21 protein-coding genes are annotated in these 23,273 nt (G+C 63.7%); 20 read left to right on the top strand and 1 reads right to left on the bottom strand.

The annotated features are described in order from the left end of the window. Positions 1 to 80 precede the first annotated feature (80 nt). The 4 genes from GEOBRER4_RS00885 to priA all read left to right on the top strand — a co-directional run bounded on the left by GEOBRER4_RS00885 (position 81) and on the right by priA (position 5,912). Positions 81 to 365: an HU family DNA-binding protein gene (locus GEOBRER4_RS00885; RefSeq protein WP_012528627.1), complete on the top strand. Its 285-nt coding sequence runs from the start codon at positions 81 to 83 to the stop codon at positions 363 to 365. A 457-nt stretch (positions 366 to 822) separates the two neighbouring features. After that, on the top strand, positions 823 to 2,184 hold the full coding sequence (locus GEOBRER4_RS00880) for a DEAD/DEAH box helicase (protein ID WP_185243835.1): 1,362 nt from the start codon (positions 823 to 825) through the stop codon (positions 2,182 to 2,184). 150 nt (positions 2,185 to 2,334) lie between these two features. Further along, positions 2,335 to 3,522 (top strand): FprA family A-type flavoprotein, encoded by a 1,188-nt coding sequence (locus GEOBRER4_RS00875; protein ID WP_185243834.1) that lies wholly within the window; start codon positions 2,335 to 2,337, stop codon positions 3,520 to 3,522. 131 nt (positions 3,523 to 3,653) lie between these two features. Further along, on the top strand, positions 3,654 to 5,912 hold the full coding sequence (gene priA, locus GEOBRER4_RS00870; RefSeq protein ID WP_185243833.1) for a replication restart helicase PriA: 2,259 nt from the start codon (positions 3,654 to 3,656) through the stop codon (positions 5,910 to 5,912). Positions 5,913 to 6,050: 138 nt separating this feature from the next. Here priA and GEOBRER4_RS00865 read toward each other — a convergent pair whose 3' ends face one another. Further along, on the bottom strand, positions 6,051 to 6,422 hold the full coding sequence (locus GEOBRER4_RS00865; protein WP_185243832.1) for a hypothetical protein: 372 nt from the start codon (positions 6,420 to 6,422) through the stop codon (positions 6,051 to 6,053). 221 nt (positions 6,423 to 6,643) lie between these two features. Here GEOBRER4_RS00865 and GEOBRER4_RS00860 point away from each other — a divergent pair, with 221 nt between their 5' ends. The 16 genes from GEOBRER4_RS00860 to GEOBRER4_RS00785 all read left to right on the top strand — a co-directional run bounded on the left by GEOBRER4_RS00860 (position 6,644) and on the right by GEOBRER4_RS00785 (position 23,244). Next, entirely contained in the window at positions 6,644 to 7,192 is a 549-nt protein-coding gene (locus GEOBRER4_RS00860) for an acyloxyacyl hydrolase (RefSeq protein WP_185243831.1), read from the top strand. 124 nt (positions 7,193 to 7,316) lie between these two features. Beyond that, positions 7,317 to 7,772 (top strand): GreA/GreB family elongation factor, encoded by a 456-nt coding sequence (locus tag GEOBRER4_RS00855; RefSeq protein WP_185243830.1) that lies wholly within the window; start codon positions 7,317 to 7,319, stop codon positions 7,770 to 7,772. Between the two features lie 21 nt (positions 7,773 to 7,793). Beyond that, a complete protein-coding gene (locus GEOBRER4_RS00850) occupies positions 7,794 to 8,801 on the top strand; it encodes a YhdH/YhfP family quinone oxidoreductase (RefSeq protein WP_185243829.1) in 1,008 nt (335 codons plus the stop codon). A gap of 231 nt (positions 8,802 to 9,032) precedes the next feature. Next, positions 9,033 to 10,202: a GspE/PulE/PilB domain-containing protein gene (locus GEOBRER4_RS00845; RefSeq protein WP_185243828.1), complete on the top strand. Its 1,170-nt coding sequence runs from the start codon at positions 9,033 to 9,035 to the stop codon at positions 10,200 to 10,202. 105 nt (positions 10,203 to 10,307) lie between these two features. Beyond that, positions 10,308 to 10,709 carry an NADH-quinone oxidoreductase subunit A gene (ndhC, locus tag GEOBRER4_RS00840; RefSeq protein ID WP_404813872.1) on the top strand — a complete coding sequence of 134 codons (402 nt, stop codon included), beginning with the start codon at positions 10,308 to 10,310 and terminating at the stop codon, positions 10,707 to 10,709. Then, positions 10,706 to 13,090 (top strand): NADH-quinone oxidoreductase subunit B/C/D, encoded by a 2,385-nt coding sequence (locus GEOBRER4_RS00835; protein ID WP_185243827.1) that lies wholly within the window; start codon positions 10,706 to 10,708, stop codon positions 13,088 to 13,090. The genes ndhC and GEOBRER4_RS00835 overlap by 4 nt, the downstream gene beginning before the upstream one ends. A gap of 22 nt (positions 13,091 to 13,112) precedes the next feature. Next, the gene (gene nuoE, locus GEOBRER4_RS00830; protein ID WP_185243826.1) at positions 13,113 to 13,580 is read left to right on the top strand and encodes an NADH-quinone oxidoreductase subunit NuoE; all 468 of its coding nucleotides are present in this window, start codon (positions 13,113 to 13,115) and stop codon (positions 13,578 to 13,580) included. A gap of 9 nt (positions 13,581 to 13,589) precedes the next feature. Continuing rightward, positions 13,590 to 14,855 (top strand): NADH-quinone oxidoreductase subunit NuoF, encoded by a 1,266-nt coding sequence (nuoF, locus tag GEOBRER4_RS00825; protein WP_185243825.1) that lies wholly within the window; start codon positions 13,590 to 13,592, stop codon positions 14,853 to 14,855. Positions 14,856 to 14,880: 25 nt separating this feature from the next. After that, a complete protein-coding gene (locus GEOBRER4_RS00820) occupies positions 14,881 to 16,827 on the top strand; it encodes a 2Fe-2S iron-sulfur cluster-binding protein (protein WP_185243824.1) in 1,947 nt (648 codons plus the stop codon). Beyond that, positions 16,827 to 17,816, top strand: coding sequence for an NADH-quinone oxidoreductase subunit NuoH (gene nuoH / locus GEOBRER4_RS00815; RefSeq protein ID WP_185245255.1), 990 nt, complete (start codon positions 16,827 to 16,829; stop codon positions 17,814 to 17,816). The genes GEOBRER4_RS00820 and nuoH overlap by 1 nt, the downstream gene beginning before the upstream one ends. Before the next feature lie 46 nt (positions 17,817 to 17,862). Continuing rightward, positions 17,863 to 18,312, top strand: a complete 450-nt coding sequence (locus tag GEOBRER4_RS00810; protein ID WP_185243823.1) for an ankyrin repeat domain-containing protein — start codon at positions 17,863 to 17,865, stop codon at positions 18,310 to 18,312. A gap of 116 nt (positions 18,313 to 18,428) precedes the next feature. Next, positions 18,429 to 18,959 carry an NADH-quinone oxidoreductase subunit NuoI gene (nuoI, locus tag GEOBRER4_RS00805; RefSeq protein WP_185243822.1) on the top strand — a complete coding sequence of 177 codons (531 nt, stop codon included), beginning with the start codon at positions 18,429 to 18,431 and terminating at the stop codon, positions 18,957 to 18,959. 19 nt (positions 18,960 to 18,978) lie between these two features. Next, positions 18,979 to 19,461 carry an NADH-quinone oxidoreductase subunit J family protein gene (locus GEOBRER4_RS00800; RefSeq protein ID WP_185243821.1) on the top strand — a complete coding sequence of 161 codons (483 nt, stop codon included), beginning with the start codon at positions 18,979 to 18,981 and terminating at the stop codon, positions 19,459 to 19,461. Further along, positions 19,458 to 19,766, top strand: coding sequence for an NADH-quinone oxidoreductase subunit NuoK (nuoK, locus tag GEOBRER4_RS00795; RefSeq protein ID WP_085814320.1), 309 nt, complete (start codon positions 19,458 to 19,460; stop codon positions 19,764 to 19,766). The genes GEOBRER4_RS00800 and nuoK overlap by 4 nt, the downstream gene beginning before the upstream one ends. Positions 19,767 to 19,871: 105 nt before the next feature. Beyond that, entirely contained in the window at positions 19,872 to 21,743 is a 1,872-nt protein-coding gene (gene nuoL, locus GEOBRER4_RS00790; protein ID WP_185243820.1) for an NADH-quinone oxidoreductase subunit L, read from the top strand. 13 nt (positions 21,744 to 21,756) lie between these two features. After that, complete coding sequence (locus tag GEOBRER4_RS00785) at positions 21,757 to 23,244, top strand: complex I subunit 4 family protein (RefSeq protein WP_185243819.1); 1,488 nt, start codon at positions 21,757 to 21,759, stop codon at positions 23,242 to 23,244. The last annotated feature ends 29 nt before the right edge of the window (positions 23,245 to 23,273 follow it).

Here is a 23,273-nt window from a genome sequence, read left to right as displayed (position 1 = left end):
TCAATTTCAATAAAACCCTTGCAAACTGCGAATATATGATTATAGTGACCCTAATTTAATCCAGCCAAGGAGGGTTTCACATGACTAAAGCAGAACTGGTCGAAGCAGTGGCAAAGTCCGCAAACATCCCCAAGGGCGCAGCTGAGAAGGCCGTCGGTGCATTCATCTCCAGCGTCAGCGGCGCATTGAAGAAGGGGGACAGGGTTACCCTGGTCGGCTTCGGCAGCTTCGAAGTCGCCTCCCGTCAGGCACGCACCGGCAGGAACCCGCAGACCGGCAAGGAGATCAAGATCGCCGAGGCCAAGGTGCCCAAGTTCCGCCCCGGCAAGGCTCTCAAAGACGCCATCGCCGCCAAGAAGAAGTAGCACTGGACCAGGTCAGACGTGCCCCTCCGTGACTGTCGCATCGTCCCCGGCACGCACAGAAAACCCCGCTTATGCGGGGTTTTCTTTTGCCGAAGGTATACGCCTTGTCCCAAATAAAAGCTTGCCTTATGTGGATGGCTGTAGTAAAGCTGTTCCTCTGACTGACTCAGTTCCATCTGGGGGACTCCCCCTTCCCATCGATCCAACCCCTTCGCATTCAGGTTAATCCCCACGAGAAATGCGGCAGCAGCTATGGTTGGCGACGATGTTTGGTTTGCCGGTCATATGGCGTGTTGCCGTTCCAGCTTTTAATTGCTTCGCGACAAGTGCTGTCGCAGCGGCCGTCTCACGCCCAACACTTCACCGACCTTTTTGCGAAAAGAGCCGACCGCCGCCCCCGGGGATCTTCGGGCTGTGCCGCCGTGCGCTTGCGCCAGAAAGGAAGCAAAGGAAACACATGTCTTTTGAAACTCTGAACCTCTCCGCACCCATCCTCAAAGCAATCCAGGCCTGCGGCTACACGCAGCCCACACCGATCCAGGCCGAGTCCATTCCGCTCGCGCTCTCTGGGCGCGACCTGATCGGCAGCGCCCAGACCGGGACCGGCAAGACCGCCTCGTTCGTGCTCCCGGCGCTGGAGCGCCTGCTCACCCCGTCGCCGGTGCGCGGCAAGGGGCCGAGGGTACTGGTGCTCACCCCCACCCGCGAGCTCGCCATCCAGGTGGTGGACGCGGTGAGAAGCTACGGCAAGTTCATGAGGGTGCGCTGCGGTTCCATCCTGGGAGGGATGCCCTACCGCGACCAGATGATGCTCCTGGCACAGCCGGTCGACATCATCGTGGCCACCCCCGGGCGCCTGATCGACCACCTTGACCGCCGCTCCATCAACTTCTCCAGGCTGGAGATGCTGGTGCTCGACGAGGCGGACCGCATGCTGGACATGGGCTTCTCCGACGACGTGGACCGCATCGCCGAGGCCGCGCCGGCCGAGCGCCAGACGCTGCTCTTCACGGCGACCATGGACGACGCCATGGCGAAACTGGCCCAGCGCCTGCTCAAGGACCCGGTCCGCGTGGCCGTGGAAGGGACTGAGGTGGCGAACCTGCAGATCGAGCAGCGCCTGCACGTAACCGACGACATGCGCCATAAAAACCGCCTGCTGCAGCACCTGGTCTCCGACGCCAGCGTCACCAAGGCGATCATCTTCTCCGCCACCAAGAAGGACGCCGACCAGCTCGCCTTCGAGCTCTACTCCCAGGGGCACGCGGCGGCGGCGCTGCACGGCGACATGTCCCAGGGCGCGCGCAACAAGACCATCACCAACATGCGCCGCGGCAAGGTGCGGCTTTTGGTGGCGACCGACGTGGCCGCACGCGGCCTGGACGTCTCCGGCATCAGCCACGTCATCAACTACGACCTTCCCAAGTTCGCCGAGGACTACGTGCACAGGATCGGCAGGACCGGCCGCGCCGGTGCGACCGGCATCGCCATCTCCTTCTGCTCGATGAACGAGGTCGCCTACCTGGACCGCATCGAGCGCTTCACCGGTAAGAAGCTCCCGATGCACGTCGTTGAAGGGTTCGAGCCGACCCGTCCCTTGAGGAGAGGCAACGGCGGCGGCCCCGGCGCCAGGAAGGGGCGCCCCTCCTTCGACCCGCGCAAGAAAGGGTTCGGCCCCAAAGGGCGCACCGACCAGGGACGCTCCGACCAGGGGCGTCCGGGATACGCCGGGCGTTCCGGGCAGGGTGGAAATGGCGGCAGGCGTGACAACCAGGTCGTGGTCGAGTACCGCCGCGGCCAGGGCAGCGCCGGAAATTAGCCCTTTTCCTTGCTTTCAGCAGGTGATTTTGGTATCGTTTGCAGCGAAAAAAGGCCCCCGAGGAAGCTTCCCCGGGGGCCGCTTGTTCAACAGGGTCAGCCGCGGCAGGTTGGAAGCGGCTGCCATGATAGATAGCACAGGGGGTGGCAGATGTCTGGAGCTGTTGAGTTAGGTAAGGGCCTTCACTGGATCGGGGTCAAGGACCCCAGCCTCACCGTCTTTGACGATCTCTTTCCCACCGAGTACGGCACAACCTACAACTCGTACCTGGTGCAGGGGGATACCCACACCGCCATCATCGACACGGTGAAAAGGAAGCGCTTCGACGAGTTCCTCGAGAACATCCGCTCCGTCACCGATCTCTCCAAGATCGACTTCATCGTGGTGAACCACTCCGAGCCGGACCACTCCGGATCCCTCGCGCTCCTTCTGGAGCAGTGCCCCAAGGCCACGGTGGTCTCCAGCCAGGCCGCCCGCACCTTCCTGGGGAACCAGATCCACACCCAGTTCGACTCGCGCATCGTGAAGGACAACGACACGCTGGACCTTGGCGGACGCACGCTGCGCTTCATCGCCGCGCCGTTTCTGCACTGGCCGGACACCATGTTCACCCTGATCGAGGAGGAGGGGGTGCTCTTCCCGTGCGACGCCTTCGGCTCCCACTACTCCGGCCAGGGGATCTTCGCCGACGAGATGCCCGACTTCTCCGGTGAGACCCGTTTCTACTTCGACTGCATCATGCGTCCCTTCAAGGAGCGCATACTGCAGGCAGTCGCGAAGCTCGACGACGTGGAGCTGAAGATGCTCTGCCCTAGCCACGGCCCCATCTACCGCAGCGACGCCCGCAAGGCCGTGGAGCTGTACCGTAAGTGGTCCATGCCCAAGGCTGCGGGTCGGCGCGTCGCCATCTTCTACATCTCCCCGCACGGCAACACCGAGCAGATGGCCGAGGCGGTCGCCAAGGGAGTCAGCGCGGCCGGGGTCCACGTGACCCTGTGCCACATAAACCACGCCTCGGTGGCCGACATCCGCGACCTGATGGAGGAGTGCGACGGGCTCATCTTCGGCTCCCCCACCATCAACCGCGACATCCCGAAGCCGATGTGGGACGTCTTGGCCTACCTCTCCACCGTGAGCCTGAAAGGGAACATCGGCGGCGTCTTCGGCAGCTTCGGCTGGAGCGGCGAGGCGTGCCGGATGCTGGAGGAGAGGCTGAAGAGCATGAACTTCAAGCTTCCCGCTCCCTTCGTCCGTTCCCCCTTCATGCCCAAGCCCGAGGTGCTCGCCGAGTGCGAGGCGCTGGGACGCGCGGTCGCCGAAGAGGTCCTCAAGAAATAGCGGCAAAGAAGTCTTCCCTGTGGGGGAGCGGCGGCCGCCGGCGCGCCGCTCCCCCGTGTTTCACCATGGACGCTCCCCCTTCCCCTTCGCGCTCTTCAACCCTTTAAAACCGAAACCTCCAACGACACCGCATGCAGACACGGGTTCCGCACATAGTCGAGGTAGCCATCCCGCTCCCGCTTGAGGGAAGCTTCCACTACCTGGTGCCAGAACGGCTATCGCCGCAGGCGGCCGCCGGCAAGCGGGTGCTGGTCCCCTTCGGCAGGCGCAAGGTGACCGGTTATCTCCTGGGAGATGCCGACGTTCCGGGCGCAGGCGAGCTGAAGGAGGTGCTCGACATCCTGGACGAGGAGCCTCTTTTCACCGCCTCCGAGCTCGAATTCTTCCGCTGGATCGCGGGGTACTACCTGCACCCGCTGGGAGAGGTGATCAAGATGGCCCTTCCCGCCGGGATCAACCTGGTGAGCCGCTACCGCTGCGAGCAGGGTGAGGACGGGACGCCGGTGCTGAAGGAATTTCTCGCCGGCGGCAGGAAGGTGAGGACCGAGCGTTACTTCATCCCTATCACCGACGCGGAGAGGCGCCCCCGGGGGAAGGGGCTGGAGATCCTCGAATACCTGATGGAGATGGGGGAATGCGCGGCGGCGGAGCTGAGAACGCGGTTCGGCAACTGCACCCCGCAGTTGACCCGCCTGGTGCAGCTTGGGGCCGCCCGGGTCGAGGCGCGCGAGGTCTACCGCGATCCCTTCCGCTCGCAGCAGTACCAGCACGACGGCCCGCTGCCGCTGAACCCGGCGCAGGCGCAGGCGCTGGATCGGCTCTCGATGGCGGTCGAGGGGGGAACCTTCGCGCCGTTTTTGCTGCACGGCGTGACCGGCTCGGGAAAGACCGAGGTGTACCTGCAGACGATAGCGGTGGCGCTCGCGGCCGGGCGGAGCGCGCTCGTCATGGTGCCGGAGATAGCGCTCACCCCACAGCTCGTCGGGCGCTTCAAGAGGCGCTTCGACTGCGGCATAGCCGTCTTGCATTCCGGGCTCTCCGACGGGGAGCGCTACGACGAGTGGCGCCGCATCCGCCGCGGCGAGGCCTCGATCGTCATCGGAGCCCGCTCCGCCCTCTTCGCGCCGCTCACGCAGGTCGGCGTCATCGTGGTGGACGAGGAACATGAGGGTTCCTACAAGCAGTCCGAGGGGGTGCGCTACAACGCCCGGGACCTGGCACTGGTGCGTGGCAAGCTTGCCTGCGCCGTGGTGATACTCGGCTCGGCCACCCCGCTCGTCACCAGCTACCATGCCGCGATGAACGGGAAGCTCGGCTACCTCCAGCTCCCGGACCGGGTGCGCGAGCTCCCCATGCCGCAGACCGAGATGCTGGACGCGCGCAAGCAGAAGGGGGAAGTGTTCCTGCCGCAGCTCATCGAGGCCATGGGTGAAAACCTCGACAACGGCGGCCAGACGCTCCTCTTTTTGAACCGGCGCGGCTTCGCCACCTATCTCGTCTGCGAGAGCTGCGGCCACGTGCTCCGCTGCCCCAACTGCGAGGTAACCCTCACCTTCCATCGCCTCAAGGGAAAGCACGTCTGCCACTACTGCGACTTCTCCATGCTCCCCCCGAAGAACTGCCCCCACTGCGGCGACGGGGAGATCACCCTTTTGGGGCGGGGGACCGAGCGGGTCGAGGAGCAGGTGCAGCAGCTCTTCCCGCACGCCCGGGTCTCCCGGATGGACCGCGACACCACGAGGGGCAAGGGGGGGCACGCACGGGTTCTGAAGGAGCTCGAGGATGGAGAGGTCGACATCCTGATCGGGACCCAGATGATCGCCAAGGGTCACGACTTCCCAGGCGTCACCCTGGTCGGGGTCCTGTCGGCCGACGCCTCATTGAACCTGCCTGACTTCAGGAGCGCCGAGCGCACCTTCCAGCTGGTGACCCAGGTGATGGGGAGGGCAGGGAGGGGCGACAAGCCGGGGCGGGTGCTGGTGCAGACCCTGGCGCCCGAGCACTACGCGCTCACCCGCGCCGTGGCCCACGATTTCGAAGGGTTCTATCGGGAGGAAATCGCCTTCCGCGAGGAGGTGGGTTATCCCCCCTTCGCCCATCTCGCCTCGCTCACCCTCTCCGCGGTCGCGGCCTCGCAGGGGGAGCACTCCGCCGACGAGGCCGCGGCGCTGCTCCAGAAGATCAAGAGGGAATGCCGCTTGCGGGTGGAGGTGCTGGGCCCGGTGACGGCGCCGCTTGGAAAGGTGCGCGGGCGCTTCAGGTGGCAGATACTCTTGAAGGGGAGGGAGAGGGCCGACCTGCACCGGCTGCTGTTCCACTTCAGAGGGGGCTTCAGCCACCCCTCCACCGTGAGGCTCACCATCGACGTGGACCCGGTGGACATGCTGTAACAACTGAATTTGCAACGGAGACAAATCCCCCCTGTCCCCCCTTCGCAAAGGGGGGAACGCAGTTCGGATCCATCCAGTTAAAGGCATAAAAAAAGGGCCCCAGTTTCGAGGCCCGTTTATTCACCTGTCAGGATCGCTCTAGTCGACATAGTTGTAGTTCGTCTCCTGGTCCAGGATCTTCAACAGCGACTCAGGCGTGTACGGGAAATCTGTCTGCATCTCCTCAAGCTTCTTCCCTTCAGGAGGTGTCCAGCGCAGCACCCAGTCACCGTCACGCTGTTCCTTGGTCACCCTTCCTTCGCAACGGGACTGCACGGTACGCCACATCTCTTCCTGGTCTATCAGTTCGAATCCGTCGATTTTGCTGCTCTCTTTGAGAGTGTCGAGGAACCTGGCAACAAGATCGAAATCGATGAAGTCTTCCTCATTGCGCCACCACTTGATAAACATCCGCTCCGGGTGATGACTCCTCTCCTCACGTATTTGCTTTACCAATTCGTACCCTTTCATAGCCGCCTCCTTCGGGTTGCCCATCTCCTTAAGGGATGTCAGCTCCACCGGTCAATTTAAATAGTACAACCGCCCCAACTAATACGCAAGAACAGCTACTTTTCCAGCGTGGCGGTCCCCTCCGCAGTCACCCCCGGCGCCAGTCCAGGAGTTTTTCCCGCCCCGGTTGCTTTCAGTAGGATTTCAGCTAAATTAAATGCGTCCAACCAAGGGAGACGGCCATGAAAACGACCATCTATCTGCTCCTCGCACTGCTCGTCCTCGGCCTGTACCACCCTCCCCAGGCTCGCGCGGAAGGAGGTTGGGGTCCCTTCGGGATAAGAGGGGGCTTGGCTGCCGACTCCAAGGATAGGAACACCACCCAATACGAGGCGTTCGGCGAATACGAACTACCCTGGAGCCTGCGCAGCAAGGGGGGGTGGGGCATATCGACGCGTATAGCACTCACGGCAGGCGCATTGAAAAGCCAGGGGGAGTATGGCTTCATCGGCTCCCTGGGCCCCTCTTTCGCCATAGGGAACCCTGAACGTTTCCCCCTGGAACTCGACCTCGGACTGAGCGTCGCCCTCCTGACCCGCGACAAGTTCGGCACCTGGGACTACAACGGCATCGAGGAATTCGTCTCCCACGGCGGGTTAATCTACCACTTCAGCCGCCAATTCGCCTTTTCCTACCGGTTCCAGCACATGTCCCACGCCGGTTTCAACGGCAGTCCAAACCCAGGCCTGAACCTGCACCTCTTCGGCATCAACTGGTACCCGGCCCGATGAAATCGGTCTTTTTTCCGATGACAGATGAGATGGGAAGTTATAGTATCGCCTCCACGCCCACCGCCTGGGCGGTAAACCATCGCAGAGGAAGGCATAGCTCATCGCAACGGATAAAAAGAGGCTGGTGCACCAGCTCATAGTCGAAAGGCTCGCGGCGGATCTAGCCGTATTGACCAACGCGGCCCGGGCCGCACATGAAGCGGCCACCCACGAAGAAAACATCCCCGACAACAAATACGACACGCTGAGCCTGGAGGCTTCATACGTGGCCCAAGGGCAGGCGAACCGCGCCCAGGAGATCCGGCGCGCGCTGCACGCCTACCGCTCCCTGGAGCTGCAACAGTTCGACTCCGGCGCAGCGATCCGCCTCACGGCGCTGGTGACGCTGGAGGGAGCGGACGGCGGCAGCAAAACCTTCTTCATCGGCCCCCAGGAGGGTGGCTTGAAGCTGGAGCTCGAGGGGGAGGAAGTGGTGGTGATCACCCCCGGGTCGCCCCTGGGGCAGGAACTGATCGGCAAAAGCGAAGGCGACGAGGCCCGGATCGGGACAGTGGCATACGAGGTAGTCGCGGTGTCCTGACCGGAGCAAACAGGAGGGAGCATGGCAGCGGAACTTTTCGATGCACTGGTCGTAGAGGAAGAGGCGCCCGGGACTTTTACCCGGCAGATCAAGAAGAGATCGATCGACGAACTGCCGCCGGGGGAACTGCTGGTCAGGGTTCGCTCCTCCTCGCTCAACTACAAGGACGCCCTCTCCGCGCTGGGGCGCCCGGGGGTGACCAAGAACTATCCCCACACACCCGGCATAGATGCGGCGGGCGAGGTGGTTTCCTGTGCCGACGGCGCCTTCCGCGAGGGCGAAAAGGTCATCGTCACCGGCTACGACCTCGGCATGAACACCCCCGGCGGGTACGGCCAGTATATCCGGGTCCCCTCCGCCTGGGGGGTCCGGCTCCCCGAGGCGCTGTCGCTCAAGGAAAGCATGGCGCTGGGAACGGCCGGGCTTACCGCGGGGCTGTCGCTGCAAAAGCTCGTCCAGGCGGGGGTGAGGCCCGAGCACGGCGAGATCCTGGTGACCGGCGCCACCGGCGGGGTGGGAAGCGTCGCCGTAGCGATCCTTTCCCAGGCGGGGTACCAGGTCGTGGCGGTGACCGGCAAGATCGAGGAGACCGAGTACCTGACCGGGCTGGGGGCGCGTCAGGTGCTAAGCCGCGAGGCCTTCCTGCAGAACTCCGACCGCCCGCTCCTGAAGGAACGCTGGGCCGGGGTGATCGACGTCGTGGGCGGCCCCATGCTGGCGGCAGCGATCAAGTCCGCGAGCTACGGCGGGGTAGTTACCTGCTGCGGACTCGCGGGTTCCGCCGAACTTCCCCTGAACGTCTTCCCGTTCATCCTGAGGGGGGTATCGCTTCTCGGGGTCGATTCCGCGCAGTGCCCCTCCGCGGCCAGGAACGAGGTATGGCAGCTGCTGGCAAGCGACTGGAAGCCGCAGCGGATTCTCGCGCAGGCGCAGGAAGTGCCGCTGGCTGAGCTGGAGGAGAGGTTCCACGCCATGCTGAAGGGCGAATCGCGCGGCCGCACAGTAGTCAATCTCGACCCCGGCCAGTAACGATCTTAACCGCCGATGGCTCTTGCACCCGATTAACCTTGTTAAGAACTATCATTATTGACAACTCAACCTGTGGGCTCTATTTTAACGCCTGATTCGTTTGCTCTGTGAGGATCCAGTGCTCCCGGCATGATTGTTCCTGTTCCATCTTGCGGAATGCCTCTGTCAATGTCTTCGCAGCAGCAATGCTTTTAATGCGGTGCAATGCCATGGGCGGAGGGTGCATAAACAATGAGATTGGGCGAGCTGCTGGTAAATGCCGGGAAGATAACGCCGACGCAACTCGAAGAGACGCTGAAAGGCCAGGCGATTTTCGGGGGGCGCTTCGGCACCAACCTCGTCGAAATGGGGTACCTGGACGAACAGGAACTCGCGCACTTCCTGAGCCAGAAAACCGGCATCGCCCACACCTCCCCCGGTCAGCTGATCGATATCCCACCCCATGTGGTCGGCGCGGTCCCCGAGGAATACGTCCGCAAGCACCGGGTGATCCCCGTCGCCCTCAACAACCGTAAGCTCACCCTCGCCATGCTGGACCCCAGCGACTTTCACGCCATAGATGAGATCGCCTTTGCCACCGGCTACATAGTGGTCCCCGTCATCGCGCCGGAGTTGCGGCTTTTGAGCGCGATGGAGAAGTACTACGGGATCAAGCGGGAGCTGCGCTACATCAGCGTCGAAGGGCTCAGCAGGAACCGGGCACAGAACGCTACGCCTGCGGCTCAACCCAAGACCGCCAAGGCGGCAGCCCCGCCATCGCCTCCCGAGGACGACCCGTGGCTGTCGGCGGAGGAGGCCGAGATACTGGAACTTCCTCTCCTGGACGAGTTGGAGTGCTTCGGCGACCTGAGCATAGAGCCGACCCTCGACCCGCTGGCGGGAAGCTCGCTCTACCAGAACGCGCCGGAGAAGGATTACTCGCTGGACGGCGTGCTGACAGGACTTGCCCATGCCGAGGACCGGGACCAGATAGCCGACCTCGTCGTGGGGCACCTGGCGCAGCGGTTCCCCCGGGTCGCCTTCTTCCTGCTCAGGGGGGGTAAGGCGACCGGGTGGCTCGCGCAGGTGGACCAGAAGCCGGTTCCGGATTTCGAAGCGGTGGAGATCCCGCCGACGGAGCCCTCAGTGCTGCAGGTCGTCGACGAAACCAAGAGCTTCTACGTGGGTCCTCTTCCCGCCATGGCCGGCAACGTGCGCCTTTTGAGAGCCCTGGGCGGCGGTAACCCGCCTCACAACCTCCTGGTACCCCTGACGATGATGGGACGGGTGGTGGCGGTGCTCTACATAGGCGGCGGGAGCACCTCTTTAGACGTCGAGCTTCCCCAGCTCCAGAAGCTGATGGCGAAGGCCGCGATGGCGTTCGAGATCCTTATCCTCAAGAGCAAGATTTTAATGACATAGCATCAATGAGCGACGAAAATAAGCGCCGCGCCAAATTGACTTTCATCGGCTCTACGTTAGATTATACGGGTGCCGAAATCCCCCAATCTCCTCATTGAAAGGCAAATGATGCCCGTCACACCGCAGCAGGTAGAATTGATTCCCCTTGCCATCTACACCCTCTTCGCGGTGGGGCTCATCGGCGTCCTCCTGCTGGCTGCCCGCTACCTGGGTTCCGGGCGGGAGACCGCCGAAAAGCACATCCCCTTCGAATCCGGGATGGTTCCCACCGGCAACGCCCGGCACGCCTCCCAAGTCCCCTTCTACCTGATCGCCATCTTCTTCATAGTCTTCGACGTGGAAGGGGCGTTCATCATCGCCTGGGCCACCTCGTGGGACCTCCTGGGCATGCCGGGGATGGTCCACATCACCCTCTTCATCACCGTCCTCATGCTGGGGCTGGTCTGGCTCTGGATGAAGGGGGGACTGGACTGGGGTCCTTCTGCCATGCGGGGTAAACGACCTTGAACCAGGGTGACGACGACAAAATACCGGAGAACGTCCTCCTCACCTCCCTGGACGACCTGATCAACTGGGGGAGGGCGAATTCCCTGTGGCCGATGTTCTTCGGCCTTTCCTGCTGCTTCGTCGAAATGATGACCTCCTTCACCTCCCGCTACGACGTCTCGCGCTTCGGGGCGGAGGTGCTCCGCGGCACCCCCCGCGAATCCGACCTCATGGTGATAGCCGGCACCGTCTTCAAGAAGATGGCCCCCAGCATCCTCAGGCTCTACGACCAGATGGCCGAGCCGAAGTGGGTGATCTCCATGGGGAGCTGCGCCAACTCGGGGGGGATGTACGACGTCTACAGCGTGGTCCAGGGGGTGAACCAGATCCTCCCGGTCGACCTCTACATCCCGGGGTGCCCGCCGCGGCCGGAGTCCTTCCTGGAAGGGCTGATGCTGCTGCAGCAAAAGATCAGGAGCGAAGAGCGCCCGACCCGTCCGGTACTGAGGATGCAGGGGGGAACCCAGGGGACGGTGGCTCCCATCCTGGTGGACGGCGTCACCAAGTCGCGCGACACCCGCGGCCCCGGGATGGAGGGAATCGCCATCCGGGGGACCGAGATGCAGCACCCCTACTTCCCGGCCCCGCGCTCCGACGAGCTCTGGCGCCCGAAACAGCCCCGGCTCCCCTACCCCGACTTCAACCTCAGGGAGGAGCTGGAGGCGGCGTTCGGGGGGGAGGTGGTCCTCGACGAGAGCGCCTGCGACATGCTCACCTACCGCGCGCCGGCAAGGCTCGTGCCGGAGCTCTTGAGGCACCTGAAAGAGCGCAAGGAGTCCCGCTTCCGGCGCCTTGAAGACATCGCCTGCGTGGACGAATCCTGCCGCCGCGACCGGGAAAGCTACAAGGATTTCACCGTCAATTACCACCTCACCTGCTTCGACACCCCGGGCCGGATCAGGATCAAGACCGAGCTGGAAGGGAGCTACCCCGAGACCCCCAGCGTCACCTCCGTCTTCCCCGCCGCCAACTGGTACGAGCGGGAAGCCTACGACATGTTCGGCATCCGCTTCGCCGGCCATCCCAACCTGAGCAGGATACTGATGCCGCCGGATTGGGAGGGGTACCCGCTCAGGAAGGAGCACCCGGCCAGAGCGACGGAGCTTCCCCCTTACACGGCGGAAGACGCCAGGAGGCAGAAGGCGCTTCCCGGCGGCGACTTCTTCGACCGGGTGGACGACGACACCCTGATCCTTAACCTGGGACCGCAGCACCCCGGCACCCACGGCGTCATCAGGTTCGTGCTTAAGCTCTCCGGCGAAGAGATCGTCGACATGGACAGCGACATAGGCTACCACCACCGCGCCGCCGAGAAGACCGGGGAGCGGCAGAACTGGCACCAGTACATCCCCTACACGGACCGGGTCGACTACCTCTCCGGGGTGCAGAACAACCTCGCCTACCTGAACTCGGTGGAGACCCTTTGCGGCATCGATATCCCGGAGCGGGCGCTCTACATCCGGGTCATGCTCTGCGAGCTGTTCCGGATCGCGAACCACCTGGTCTGGCTCGGCACCTTCGCCTCCGATCTCGGCGCCATGACCCCGGTCTTCTACACCTTCACCGACCGGGAGAAGATCTTCGACATCGTCGAGTTCATCACCGGCGGGCGGATGCACCCGGCCTGGTTCCGGATCGGCGGGGTCGCCGAGGACCTCCCCGAAGGGTGGCAGGAGAAGGTGCAGTTGTTCCTGGAATGGTTCCCGGCAAGGCTCGCCGAGTACGACAAGCTCCTCTCGGGAAATCCCATCTTCACGGCCCGCTTGAAGGGGGTCTCCGCCATCACCCTCGACACGGCGCTGGAGTGGGGGATCACCGGCCCCAACCTGCGCGCCTGCGACTTCGCCTGGGATCTCCGGAAGAAGATGCCCTACGGCGGCTACGAGCGCTTCGAGTTCGAGGTGGCGACGGCTAAAGGGGGAGACTGCTACGCGCGCTACCAGGTGCGGATGGAGGAGATGAGGCAGTCGCTCTCCATCGTGAGGCAGGCCGCGGCCGGGATGCCCGGTGGACGCTTCATCTCGCCCGACTACCGCTACACGCTGCCGCAGAAGCGCGACACCCTGGAGGACATCGAGTCGCTGATCCACCACTTCGTCAACGCTACCCGCGGCATGTCCCCCCCGAAAGGGGAGTGCTACGCCCCCATCGAGGGGTCCAAGGGGGAGTACGGCTACTTCGCCGTCTCGGACGGGCTGCACACTGCCTACCGGATGAGGATAAGGACCGCCACCTTTCCGCACATCCAGTCGCTCCCGGTATTGAGCCGCGGCTGGCTGGTCTCCGACTTCCTGGCCATCCTGGGGTCGCTCGACTTCGTGCTCTCGGACCTGGACCGCTGACAAGAGAGGAACGGAAACGTTGATGATACCCGAAACACTGAAAAAATCGCTGACCAACAGGGTACAGGCCGCCGTCACCCCCCGCGAGGCGGCGGTCGACGTGATGAAGGAGCTGCAGGCCCACTACGGCTGGCTCACCGACGAGGCAGTCGTCGAGGCGGCCGGGCTCCTTGGGCTGTCGCCTTTGCAGGTGGAGGAGCTCGCCACCTTTTACGAGATGATCTACCGGCGCCCGGTCGGGAAGAAGGTGATCCACGTCTGCGACTCCATCTCCTGCTGGTGCGCCGACTGCGACGGCATCATCGAGCACCTGAAAAAGCGCCTGGGGGTGGAGCTCGGCGGGACCACGGCGGACGGGATGTACACCCTTTTGCCCTGCGCCTGCATGGGAAGGTGCGGCGACAGCCCAGCGATGTCCGTGGGGGACACCCCCTACGGGCACCTGACGCCGCATCTGGTGGACGAGATACTGGAAAAGGAGCGGGGTTAAAAGGACGACATGGAACTCCCTCTCTTTCGACATAACCGCCGGGACCGCTCGGTAGTCTTCAAGGAGTACCGCGCCGAAGGGGGCTTCGAAGCGCTCAGGAAGGCGATCACGGGGATGACCCCGGCCGAGGTGCAGCAGACCGTGATCGACTCCGGCCTGCGCGGGCGCGGGGGCGCCGGCTTCCCGACGGGGAAGAAGTGGTCCTTCGTGCCGCGGGACCTCCCCGGGCCGCGCTGGATCATCTGCAACTGCGACGAGATGGAGCCCGGCACCTACAAGGACAGGGTGCTCCTGGAGCATAACCCCTACAGCCTAGTCGAGGGGATCACGCTCGCCTGTTACGCGCTGGGGGTGAGGCACGGCTTCATCTTCATCCGCAAGGGGTACGAGAAGGCCGCCGAAAACCTCGCCCGCGCCATCGCGGAGGCGAAAGAGGAAGGATTCCTGGGCGAGCGCATCCTCGGGAGCGAACACTCCATCGACATCGACCTGCACCTTTCAGCAGGCCGCTACATCTGCGGCGAGGAAACGGCGTTGATCAACGCTTTGGAGGGGAAGCGCCCGAACCCGCGGCAAAAGCCCCCCTTCCCCGCGGTTAAGGGGCTCTGGGGCGGGCCAACCGTGGTGAACAACGTGGAGACCCTGGCCAACATCCCGGCTATCATCGCCCGGGGCGCGGCCTGGTTCAAGGGGCTCGCTATGAACCCGGAAGGGGCGGGAAGCAAGCTCTTTTGCGTGAGCGGCTCGGTGAAGGACCGCGCCTGCGTCGAGCTTCCCATCGGCATTCCGCTTTCCGACATCATCGACGGCCCCTGCGGCGGCATGCGCCTGGGAAAGACCTTCAAGGCCTGCATCCCCGGCGGCGCCTCGACGCAGTTTCTCACCGCGGAGCACCTGAAGGTGCCGATGGATTACGACACCGTCGCCAAGGTCGGCTCCCGGCTCGGCTCCGGCGCGGTCATAGTTTTCGACCAGGACCACTGCCTTGTGGAGGCGACGCTCAACCTGATCACCTTCTTCGCCCGCGAGTCGTGCGGCTGGTGCACCCCGTGCCGGGAGGGGCTTCCCTACGTTAAGGAGATCCTCACCAGGATCGAGACGGGGTATGGCAGGGAAGACGACATCGCCATCCTGCGCGAGCACGTAAAGTACCTGAACTACTCCTTCTGCGCCCTGGCCCCAGGCGCCATGGCGCCGCTGGACGGACTTTTGCGGCACTTCGAGGACGAGGTGCGGGAGCATATCGTGAAGAAGAAGTGCCCGCTGAAGAAATAGGGCGAAAGGACCTCAGAGCCATCACATGCCGAAGCTGATCATCGATGACATACCGGTCGAGGTGCCGCCGGGCACCAGCGTCCTGGAAGCCGCACGCAGCGTCGGGATCACCATCCCGCACTTCTGCTACCACCCGGCGCTCGCCATCGCCGCCGCCTGCCGCCTCTGCGCCGTAAAGCTTTTGGACGGGCCGGTGAAGGGGATCCAGATGTCGTGCTCGCTTCCGGCCCAGGACGGGATGGTGGTCTCCACCACCGATCCCGAGGCGCTCAAGATGCGCTCGCTGGTCATCGAATGGCTCATGCTGAACCACCCTCACGACTGCCCGGTCTGCGACGAAGGGGGGGAATGCCTGCTGCAGGACTTCACCATCGCCGGAGGGCACAGCCGCCGCAGGTACCAGGGGAAGAAGCGGACCTTCCAGAACCAGTACCTGGGCGAGCGGATCCACCACGAGATGAACCGCTGCATCGAATGCTACCGCTGCGCGAGGTTCTACCAGGAGTACGCCGGCGGCACCGATTTCGGCGTCACGGGGAGCGCCGGCCGGGTCTATTTCGGCAGGTTCGCTGAAGGGGCGCTGGAGTCCCCCTTCTCCGGGAACCTGGTCGACATCTGCCCTACAGGGGTCTTCACCGACAAGACGGGACGCTTCCGGGCGCGCTACTGGGACTACCGGTTCTCCCCTGCCGTCTGCCAGCACTGCTCGGTCGGCTGCAACACCTCGCCGCAGAACTTCCAGCGCGAGCTGATCAAGATCGTCGCGCGCAGGAACGACCAGGTGAACGGCTGGTTCATCTGTGACCGGGGGCGCTACGACAAGGAATACCTGAACGGCCCGCAGCGCCCGCGCGACCCAGAGGTCGACGGCGCCCCATGCGACTACCGTAATGCCCTGGAGTCGGCGGCGAACCGCATATCAGAGTTCTGCCTGCAAAACGGCGCGGCAAGCCTCGCCTTCTTAGGCTCCGGGCGCCTTTCGCTGGAGGGTTGCCTCGTCCTCTCCGAATTGGCGCGGGTGATAGGGGCGCAGGCCTGCTATTTCGCCGAAGCTGGGCCGGCGCAGGGAAGCCTCGCGGCGGTCCGGCTCCTGAACGAGGAAAACGCCGCACGCGTGCGCGACATCGAGAAGGCGGAGTGCATCACCCTCTTCGAGCTGGACCTGATGGAAGAAGGGGCGATGCTCGCGCTTTCAGTGCGCAAGGCTTCGCTTGCCGGGGCGCAGGTCTTCCGCGTGGGAGGGGCGAGGGAGGGTGAAACGCACCCGCTCCCCTTTCGGTACCAGGAGGTGGCGACGCTCGACGAGGTTCCCTTCGAGGGAGGCTCCAAGGGGGTCGTCATCTGTGGCGCCGGGGGGAAGTCCCCGGAGCTTCTCTCTTACCTGGCGTCGAGCGGGGCGAAGCTCGTCATGCTGCAACCGGCGGCGAACGGTTTCGGCGCCTCCCTGGTGGCCCTGGAGCGAGGCGCCGCCACCCTCTCCGACCTGGTCGAGTCGGGCCAGGTGAAAGCGGTGGCCTGTTTCGAGGCGGAGCCCCCCCCCTGGCTCTTGGAGCGTGTGGAGGTGCTCGCCTGTGCCGACTGGAAACTCGGCGCCACCGCGAAAAAGGCTTCCGTGTTCCTCCCCACCACCACCTGGATCGAGTCCGACGGCACCAGCATCAACTACGAGGGGAGAGCCCAGCGCTTCCTTAGCAGCAGGCCCGCGGGGCTTCCGCTCAAGGGGCTGGATTCCAAGTACTACTCGAGCGAGACCGAGGCGGTCTCCCTGCACCCGCCCCGCGTGCACCGAAATGAGATACCGGGCGGAGCGGAACGGGAGGCCTGGCGGGTCATGGCCGACCTGATCCTGGAACTTGGCGGGGAGCCGGTGAACGAGCCGCTCACGGGAAGCTGGGGCAAGCTGAGAGACCTTGACCCCGAGGGCGAAGGGGTGCGCATCTACGATCTCCTATCTACACAGGACTTGTCATGATGACCTGGGACGCCTTGGACATAGTGCTGATGCTGGGGAAGATCGTCGTGCTCTTCGCCGTCATCCTCACGCTCGCCGCCTACATGGTGCTGGCGGAGCGGCGCATCCTCGGCTGGATCCAGGACCGCATCGGCCCAAACCGGGTCGGCCCCTTCGGGCTGCTCCAGCCGCTGGCCGACGTCATCAAGATGCTCACCAAGGAGGACATGATTCCCAAGGCCGCCGATCGCTTTCTCTTCTCGGTGGCCCCGGCGATGGCGGCGATTCCGGCCATCCTGACCTTCGCCATCATCCCGGTGGGGGCGCCGGAAGTCCTTTTCGGCCGCCAGGTTCACCTGCAGATCGCCGACCTGGACGTAGGGGTGCTGGTGTTTCTCGCCCTCTCCTCCATCGCCGTCTACGGCGTCGCGCTCGGGGGGTGGGCGTCGAACTCCAAATACGCGCTCCTGGGGAGCATCCGCGGGCTCTCCCAGCTGATTTCCTACGAGCTCTCCATGGGGCTTTCGCTGGTCCCCGTGGTGATGCTCGCCAAGTCGCTCAGGCTCTCGGAAATAGTCGACGCGCAGGCGCAGATGCCTTTCATCGTGTACCAGCCTCTGGCCTTCGCCATCTTCCTGGTCAGCATCCTGGCCGAGTGCCGCAGGATCCCGTTCGACCTCCCCGAGGCAGAGGGAGAGCTGGTAGCCGGGTTCCACACCGAGTATTCGGGGATGCGTTTCGGCCTTTTCTTCGTCGGCGAGTACATCAACATCATCTCGCTCAGCGCTCTGGCCTCCCTCTTCTTCCTGGGGGGATGGCGCGGGCCGCTGCTGCCGCCGATCCTGTGGTTCTTCATCAAGGTCGCGCTCTTCGCTTTCGTCTTCATCTGGGTCAGGGGAACCCTCCCTCGTCTTCGCTACGACCAGCTCATGCACCTGGGCTGGAAGTTCCTGACACCGCTAGCTCTTCTCAACATTCTGGCCACCGGATGGTGGCTGGCTTTACGATAAGAGGCGTTGTACTGGGCAATGTATTCTCACCAAAGGAGGAACTGCGATGACAACAACCGTGGAAGTCGAGTTGGGGGCAGGGTTCAGGGCGCAGGTCGACGCCGTGGACAAAAACGGCCACACCGCGCTTATGGACGCCGCGAAAGCCGGTAACGTCACGGAAGTCAACGACCTGCTGGAAAGAGGAGCGAACCTGTCCACGAGAAGCGACAAAGGAAAGACCGCGCTTCATTTCGCCGCGGCTCACGGCAGCGCCGATGTAGTCCGGCTGTTGTTGAGTAACGGCGCGGAAGTCGACGCGCGGGACCGGGACGGCCACACCCCGCTGATGCTGGCAGCGAACTACGGCTGCACTGCAACCTCGCAGCTTCTGGTTGCCAGCGGTGCGGACCCGATGGCCATGTCCTACAGCGGGAGCACGGCGCTCGCCTATGCTGAGAACAATTGCCACAAGCAGACCCTGGACGTACTTTTGAAATCTTTACGGCCCAATTAATCGCCCTCTCCGGCAGACAGCCCGCGCTGTCTGCCGGGCCTCCGCCCCCGCAGGCGCCAAGCGCTCCGGGTGGTGAAATCGATCTTCCCGAGCGGCAGTGCCGCGAACAGGAAAAGATGCCCATTCTGACCGACATAAAAGAGATCCTGACCGGCCTTTCCATCACCTTCAGCCACATCTGGCGGAAGCCGGTAACCGTGCAGTTCCCCGAGGAGCAAAGGCCGATGCCCCCGCGCTTTCGCGGCAGCATCGTGCTCACCCGGGACCCCGACGGCGCCGAACGCTGCGTCGCCTGCTACCTCTGTTCCGGAGCCTGCCCCGTGGACTGCATCTCCATGGCCGCCGCCGAAGGGGAGAACGGCCGCCGCTACGCCGCCTGGTTCCGTATCAACTTCTCCCGCTGCATCCTGTGCGGCCTGTGCGCCGAGGCGTGCCCGACGCTAGCCATCCAGATGTCGCCGGAGATGTTCCGCTGCAAGCGGGATGTGATGGACATGGTGTACGAAAAGGAGGACCTTCTGATAGACAGCACCGGGAAGGACCCTGAATACAACTACTACAGGCATGCGGGAATCGGCGTGGTGCAGCCGCGGGGGAGCGCCCCCGGCGAGCAGGAACCGACCGACCCGCGCAGCCTCTTGCCGTAACAAATACCACCGGAGCGAAATGGAACGGATCATCTTCTACATACTTGCAGCGGTCACCGTGATAGGGACGCTCTGTGCCATCACGGCAAGGCAGGCGGTACGCGCCATCGTCTACCTGGTGACTTCGTTCTTCGCCCTGGCGCTCATCTTCTACCTCCTGGGCGCGCCCTTCGTCGCCGCCCTCGAGGTCATCATCTATGCGGGCGCCATCATGGTGCTTTTCCTCTTCGTCATCATGATGGTGGAGCTGGCCTCCCCCGAGAAGCTCCCCAAGCCGACGCTTTCCGATTGGTGGCCGGCGCTGCTCCTGGTCCTCGTCGTGGTCGCGTCGCTGACGGTCCTCTTAGCCGGGGAAGCGCCACCGGTACCGGGGGGAGGATCGCACACGGTGCGCCAGTTCTCCAAGGTCCTCTTCACCCGCTACGGCGTCGCCATCGAGCTCGTTTCCATGCAGCTTCTCTTCGCCCTGGTCGGCGCACTTTACCTCGGGAGGCGCAGATGAGCATACCTTTGTACGAAGTGCTGATACTCGCCTCGATCCTTTTCGCCATGGGGCTTGCCTGCGTCGTCGCCTGGCGCGCCAACGTGATCATGATGCTGATCGGCATCGAGATCATGCTGAACGCGGTGATGCTCACCTTCGTCGGTGGCTCCGCCCATTGGGGGGTCGCGGAGGGGCAGGTCTTCTCGCTGATGATCATGGCGCTCACCTCGGCGGAGGTGTCGCTCGCGCTCGCCATGGTCGCCTACCTGCACCGGCGCAAGCAGTCGGTCGACACCGACGACTTCAGCTCGATGAAAGGGTAGGGAAAACCCAAAGGCGGAACACAGAGGTCTCCGAGGTTCACAGAGGTCACTGAGGTTTTTTGGGGGAAAGCAAAGGCTTTTCTCGCAACCGGACAAGGAATATTGATGCAAACCTATCTATCCCTCATGCTTTTGTTACCGCTTCTCGGCGGGGTCTTCTGCGCCCTGGCCGGGCGCAAACTGCCGCGCGTGCTGGTGGAGGCGCTCGCCTGCGCGACGGTATGGGGGAGCTTCGCCTGTGCGGTGCTTTCGGCCGCGGCCTATGGCGGGCCGCAAACGGTGACGCTCACGGAATGGTTCGCCTCCGCGGAACTCCAGATCCCGGTCTCGCTCTACCTCGATCCGCTTTCGCTCTCGCTTTGCCTGATGGTCGGCTTCGTCTGCGGCCTGATCCACATCTACTCGGTGTTTTACATGAGAGGCGACGAGGACTACGCACGCTACTTCGCGCTCTTGAACCTCTTCGTCTTCGCCATGCTCACCCTCGTCCTGGCTGAAAGCCTGCCGCTCCTCTACCTCGGCTGGGAGGGGGTCGGGTTCTGCTCGTACCTCCTGATCGGCTTCTGGTACCGGGAGAAGGACAACGCCGACGCAGGGAGGAAGGCTTTCATCACCACCCGCATCGGCGACACAGCGCTCATGGTAGCATTGGCCTGGCTGTTCCAGCTCTTCGGCACCCTTTCGGTCACCCAGCTAAACGGCATGGGCTTCCTCATGCCAGGCTCCATCATCACCGCCATCGGCATCCTCTTCCTCATTGCGGCCATGGGGAAATCGGCCCAGGTGCCGCTCATGGTCTGGCTTCCGGACGCCATGGCCGGCCCGACGCCGGTCTCCGCCATGATCCACGCGGCCACAATGGTAACCGCCGGCGTCTACCTGCTGGCGCGCATGCTCCCCCTAGTCGGCTCGTCCCCGACGGCCATGGCCGCCATCGCCGTCACCGGCGCGGTGACCGCCTTTTACGGCGCCACCTGCGCCTTGGCGCAGCGTGACCTGAAGCGCGTGCTCGCCTTCTCGACCATCAGCCAGATCGGCTACATGATGCTCGGAGTCGGCGCGGGAGCCGTCACCGCCGCAACCTTCCACTTGCTGGTTCACGCCTTCTTCAAGGCGCTCCTCTTCCTCGGCGCGGGGTGCGTCATAGCCGCCATGCACCACGAGCAGGACATCTTCAAGATGGGCGGGCTCAGGCGCACCCTGCCGGTCACCTTCTGGAGCTTCCTCGCCGGAGCCGCCTGCCTGGCCGGGATTCCGCTTACCGGCGGTTTTTTCAGCAAGGACAGCATCCTCCTTGCCGTCTGGAGCAAGGGCGGAATTTTGTACCAATCCCTGTACTTCCTTGCGCTCATCACCGCTCTCGTCACCGCCTACTACACCTTCCGCATGGTCTACCTCGTCTTCGGAGGTTCCAGCCAGGAAGCTCATGAGACCGGTGGGCTGAAGACCATGCAGGCCGTCCTGATCCCGCTGGCGCTCCTGGCCCTCTCCGGAGGTCTTCTCGACCTTCCCGCTTACCTCGGGGAAGGGTTCCTGGGTCGCCTGTTCGCCGCGGTCCCGGGCGGAAAAACGATAGAGGGCCCGGGCGGGGAAGAAGTTGCACTGCAGGCGATAGCCGGCGCGCTGGCCCTTGCGGGTCTCGTGGCCGCGCATTTCCGGTATGGCCGCGGCAGAGAGCGACGGATAGAGGAGGCGGACGACCAGTCCCCGCTGTTCGTATTCCTTCTGAAGGGGTGGTATTTCGACGCCTTGTACGACATGATCCTGGTCCGCCCTTACCAGGCGCTGTCCAGTGTCCTCTGGCAAAAGGTGGACGAAGGGATGATAGACGGCTCGCTTAACCGCCTGGCCGGCGGCGTTGGCTGGACCGGCACTTGGCTCGGGCGCTGGAGCACCGGCCGCGTCTCCATCTACCTGCTTAGTTTCGCTGCCGGGGTGGCCCTCATGATCGGCTACCTCGCCTGGCTTTTCATCTGACACGGGACCTGCGATGACACCTGATTTCCCGATACTTTCCGTGCTGATTTTCCTGCCGCTTGCAGCTTCGCTGCTCCTTGTGGCGTTGCGCCCTTCGCAGGCGCTGGCGCGTGGCTTCGCCCTGGCAGCTGCCCTGGCGGAACTCGTCCTCGCCGCTTTACCGTTTTTCAGCTCCAGGCTCCCCGCGGCCTACCCTGGCGCCCCCGCCGGGTTCTTCCTGTTCGAGGATCTACCCTGGATCGAGCGTTTCGGCATCCGTTACACGCTCGGCATGGATGGCATCAGCCAGATCATGGTGCTTCTGACCTCGTTCATCACTGTCGTCGCAGTCCTCATCTCCTGGAGACAGATCAAGGAGCGTACGCCTCTTTACTACGCCTTGCTGCTCGCCTTGGAGTGCACGATCCAAGGCGTGTTCCTAAGCCTAGACCTGTTTCTTTTCTACCTTTTCTTCGAGGCGATGCTGATCCCGATCGTATTCCTGTCCGGTATCTGGGGGAACGGGCGTCCGGTCTATTCCGCCATCAAGTTCTTCCTCTATACCTTCGTGGGCTCGCTGCTCATGCTGGTTTCCATCGTCACGCTCTACCTGATGCACGGAACACAGACCGGCAGCTATACCTTCGCCCTCCCAGCGCTGGTGCAGACCAGCGTTCCCTACGGTCTTGCCCTCTGGCTTTTCGCCGGGTTCCTGGTGGCGTTCGCCGTGAAGATCCCGCTTTTCCCGCTGCACAGCTGGCAGCCGGACGCCTACGCCGACGCCCCCATCGCCGGGACGCTGCTCCTGGCGAGCCTCCTTTCCAAGACCGGCGCCTATGGCCTCATCCGTTTCGCCTTCCCGCTCTTCCCCGAAGCCGCCCGCGCCTTCACCCCCGTGCTCTACCTGGCCGCCGTTTTCGTGATCAGCTTCGGCGCCTGGATAGCCTTCGCGCAAAAGGACATGAAGCGGCTGGTGGCGTACTCGAGCCTCAGCCACATGGGATTCATCGCCCTGGGGATAGCGGCCTGGAGTCCCCTCGCCCTGTCCGGGGCGCTGCTGCAGATGGTCAACCATGCCGTAACCACCGGGGCCCTGTTCGTAGTGGTGGGGATGCTGGACGAGCGGAGCGACAACAGGGAACTCGCCGCCTACGGCGGCATATGGGGCAAGGTCCCGGCGTTGTCGTTCTTTTTCCTGTTCTTCTGCATGGCCTCCGCCGGGTTGCCGGGGTTGAACAACTTCGTAGGGGAGTTCCTGGTGCTGGTGGGAGCCTTCAAGGTTGCGCCCGTAGCCGCCCTGGGGGCGTTCCTGGGTATCGTGCTGACGCTGGTCTACACCGTCAGGCTGGTGCAGGAGGTGCTGTTCGTCAAAGAGCAAAAGCCGCTTGAGTTGAAAGACCTGACCATGAGAGAAGCCGGCGTCCTCGCCGTTCTCGCTCTGGTCGCCGTGTACCTGGGCGTTCACCCAACCCCGGTGCTGGACCTCTTCAAGGCCCCTATCGCGTTATTGGTTTCGAGGTAAAGGCGCTGACCACAGAGGTAGCCTCTGTG

This window comes from Citrifermentans bremense (genome assembly GCF_014218275.1).
In the GTDB taxonomy this organism is placed as follows: domain Bacteria; phylum Desulfobacterota; class Desulfuromonadia; order Geobacterales; family Geobacteraceae; genus Geomonas; species Geomonas pelophila.
This window is presented reverse-complemented; position numbering and strand designations above follow the sequence as displayed.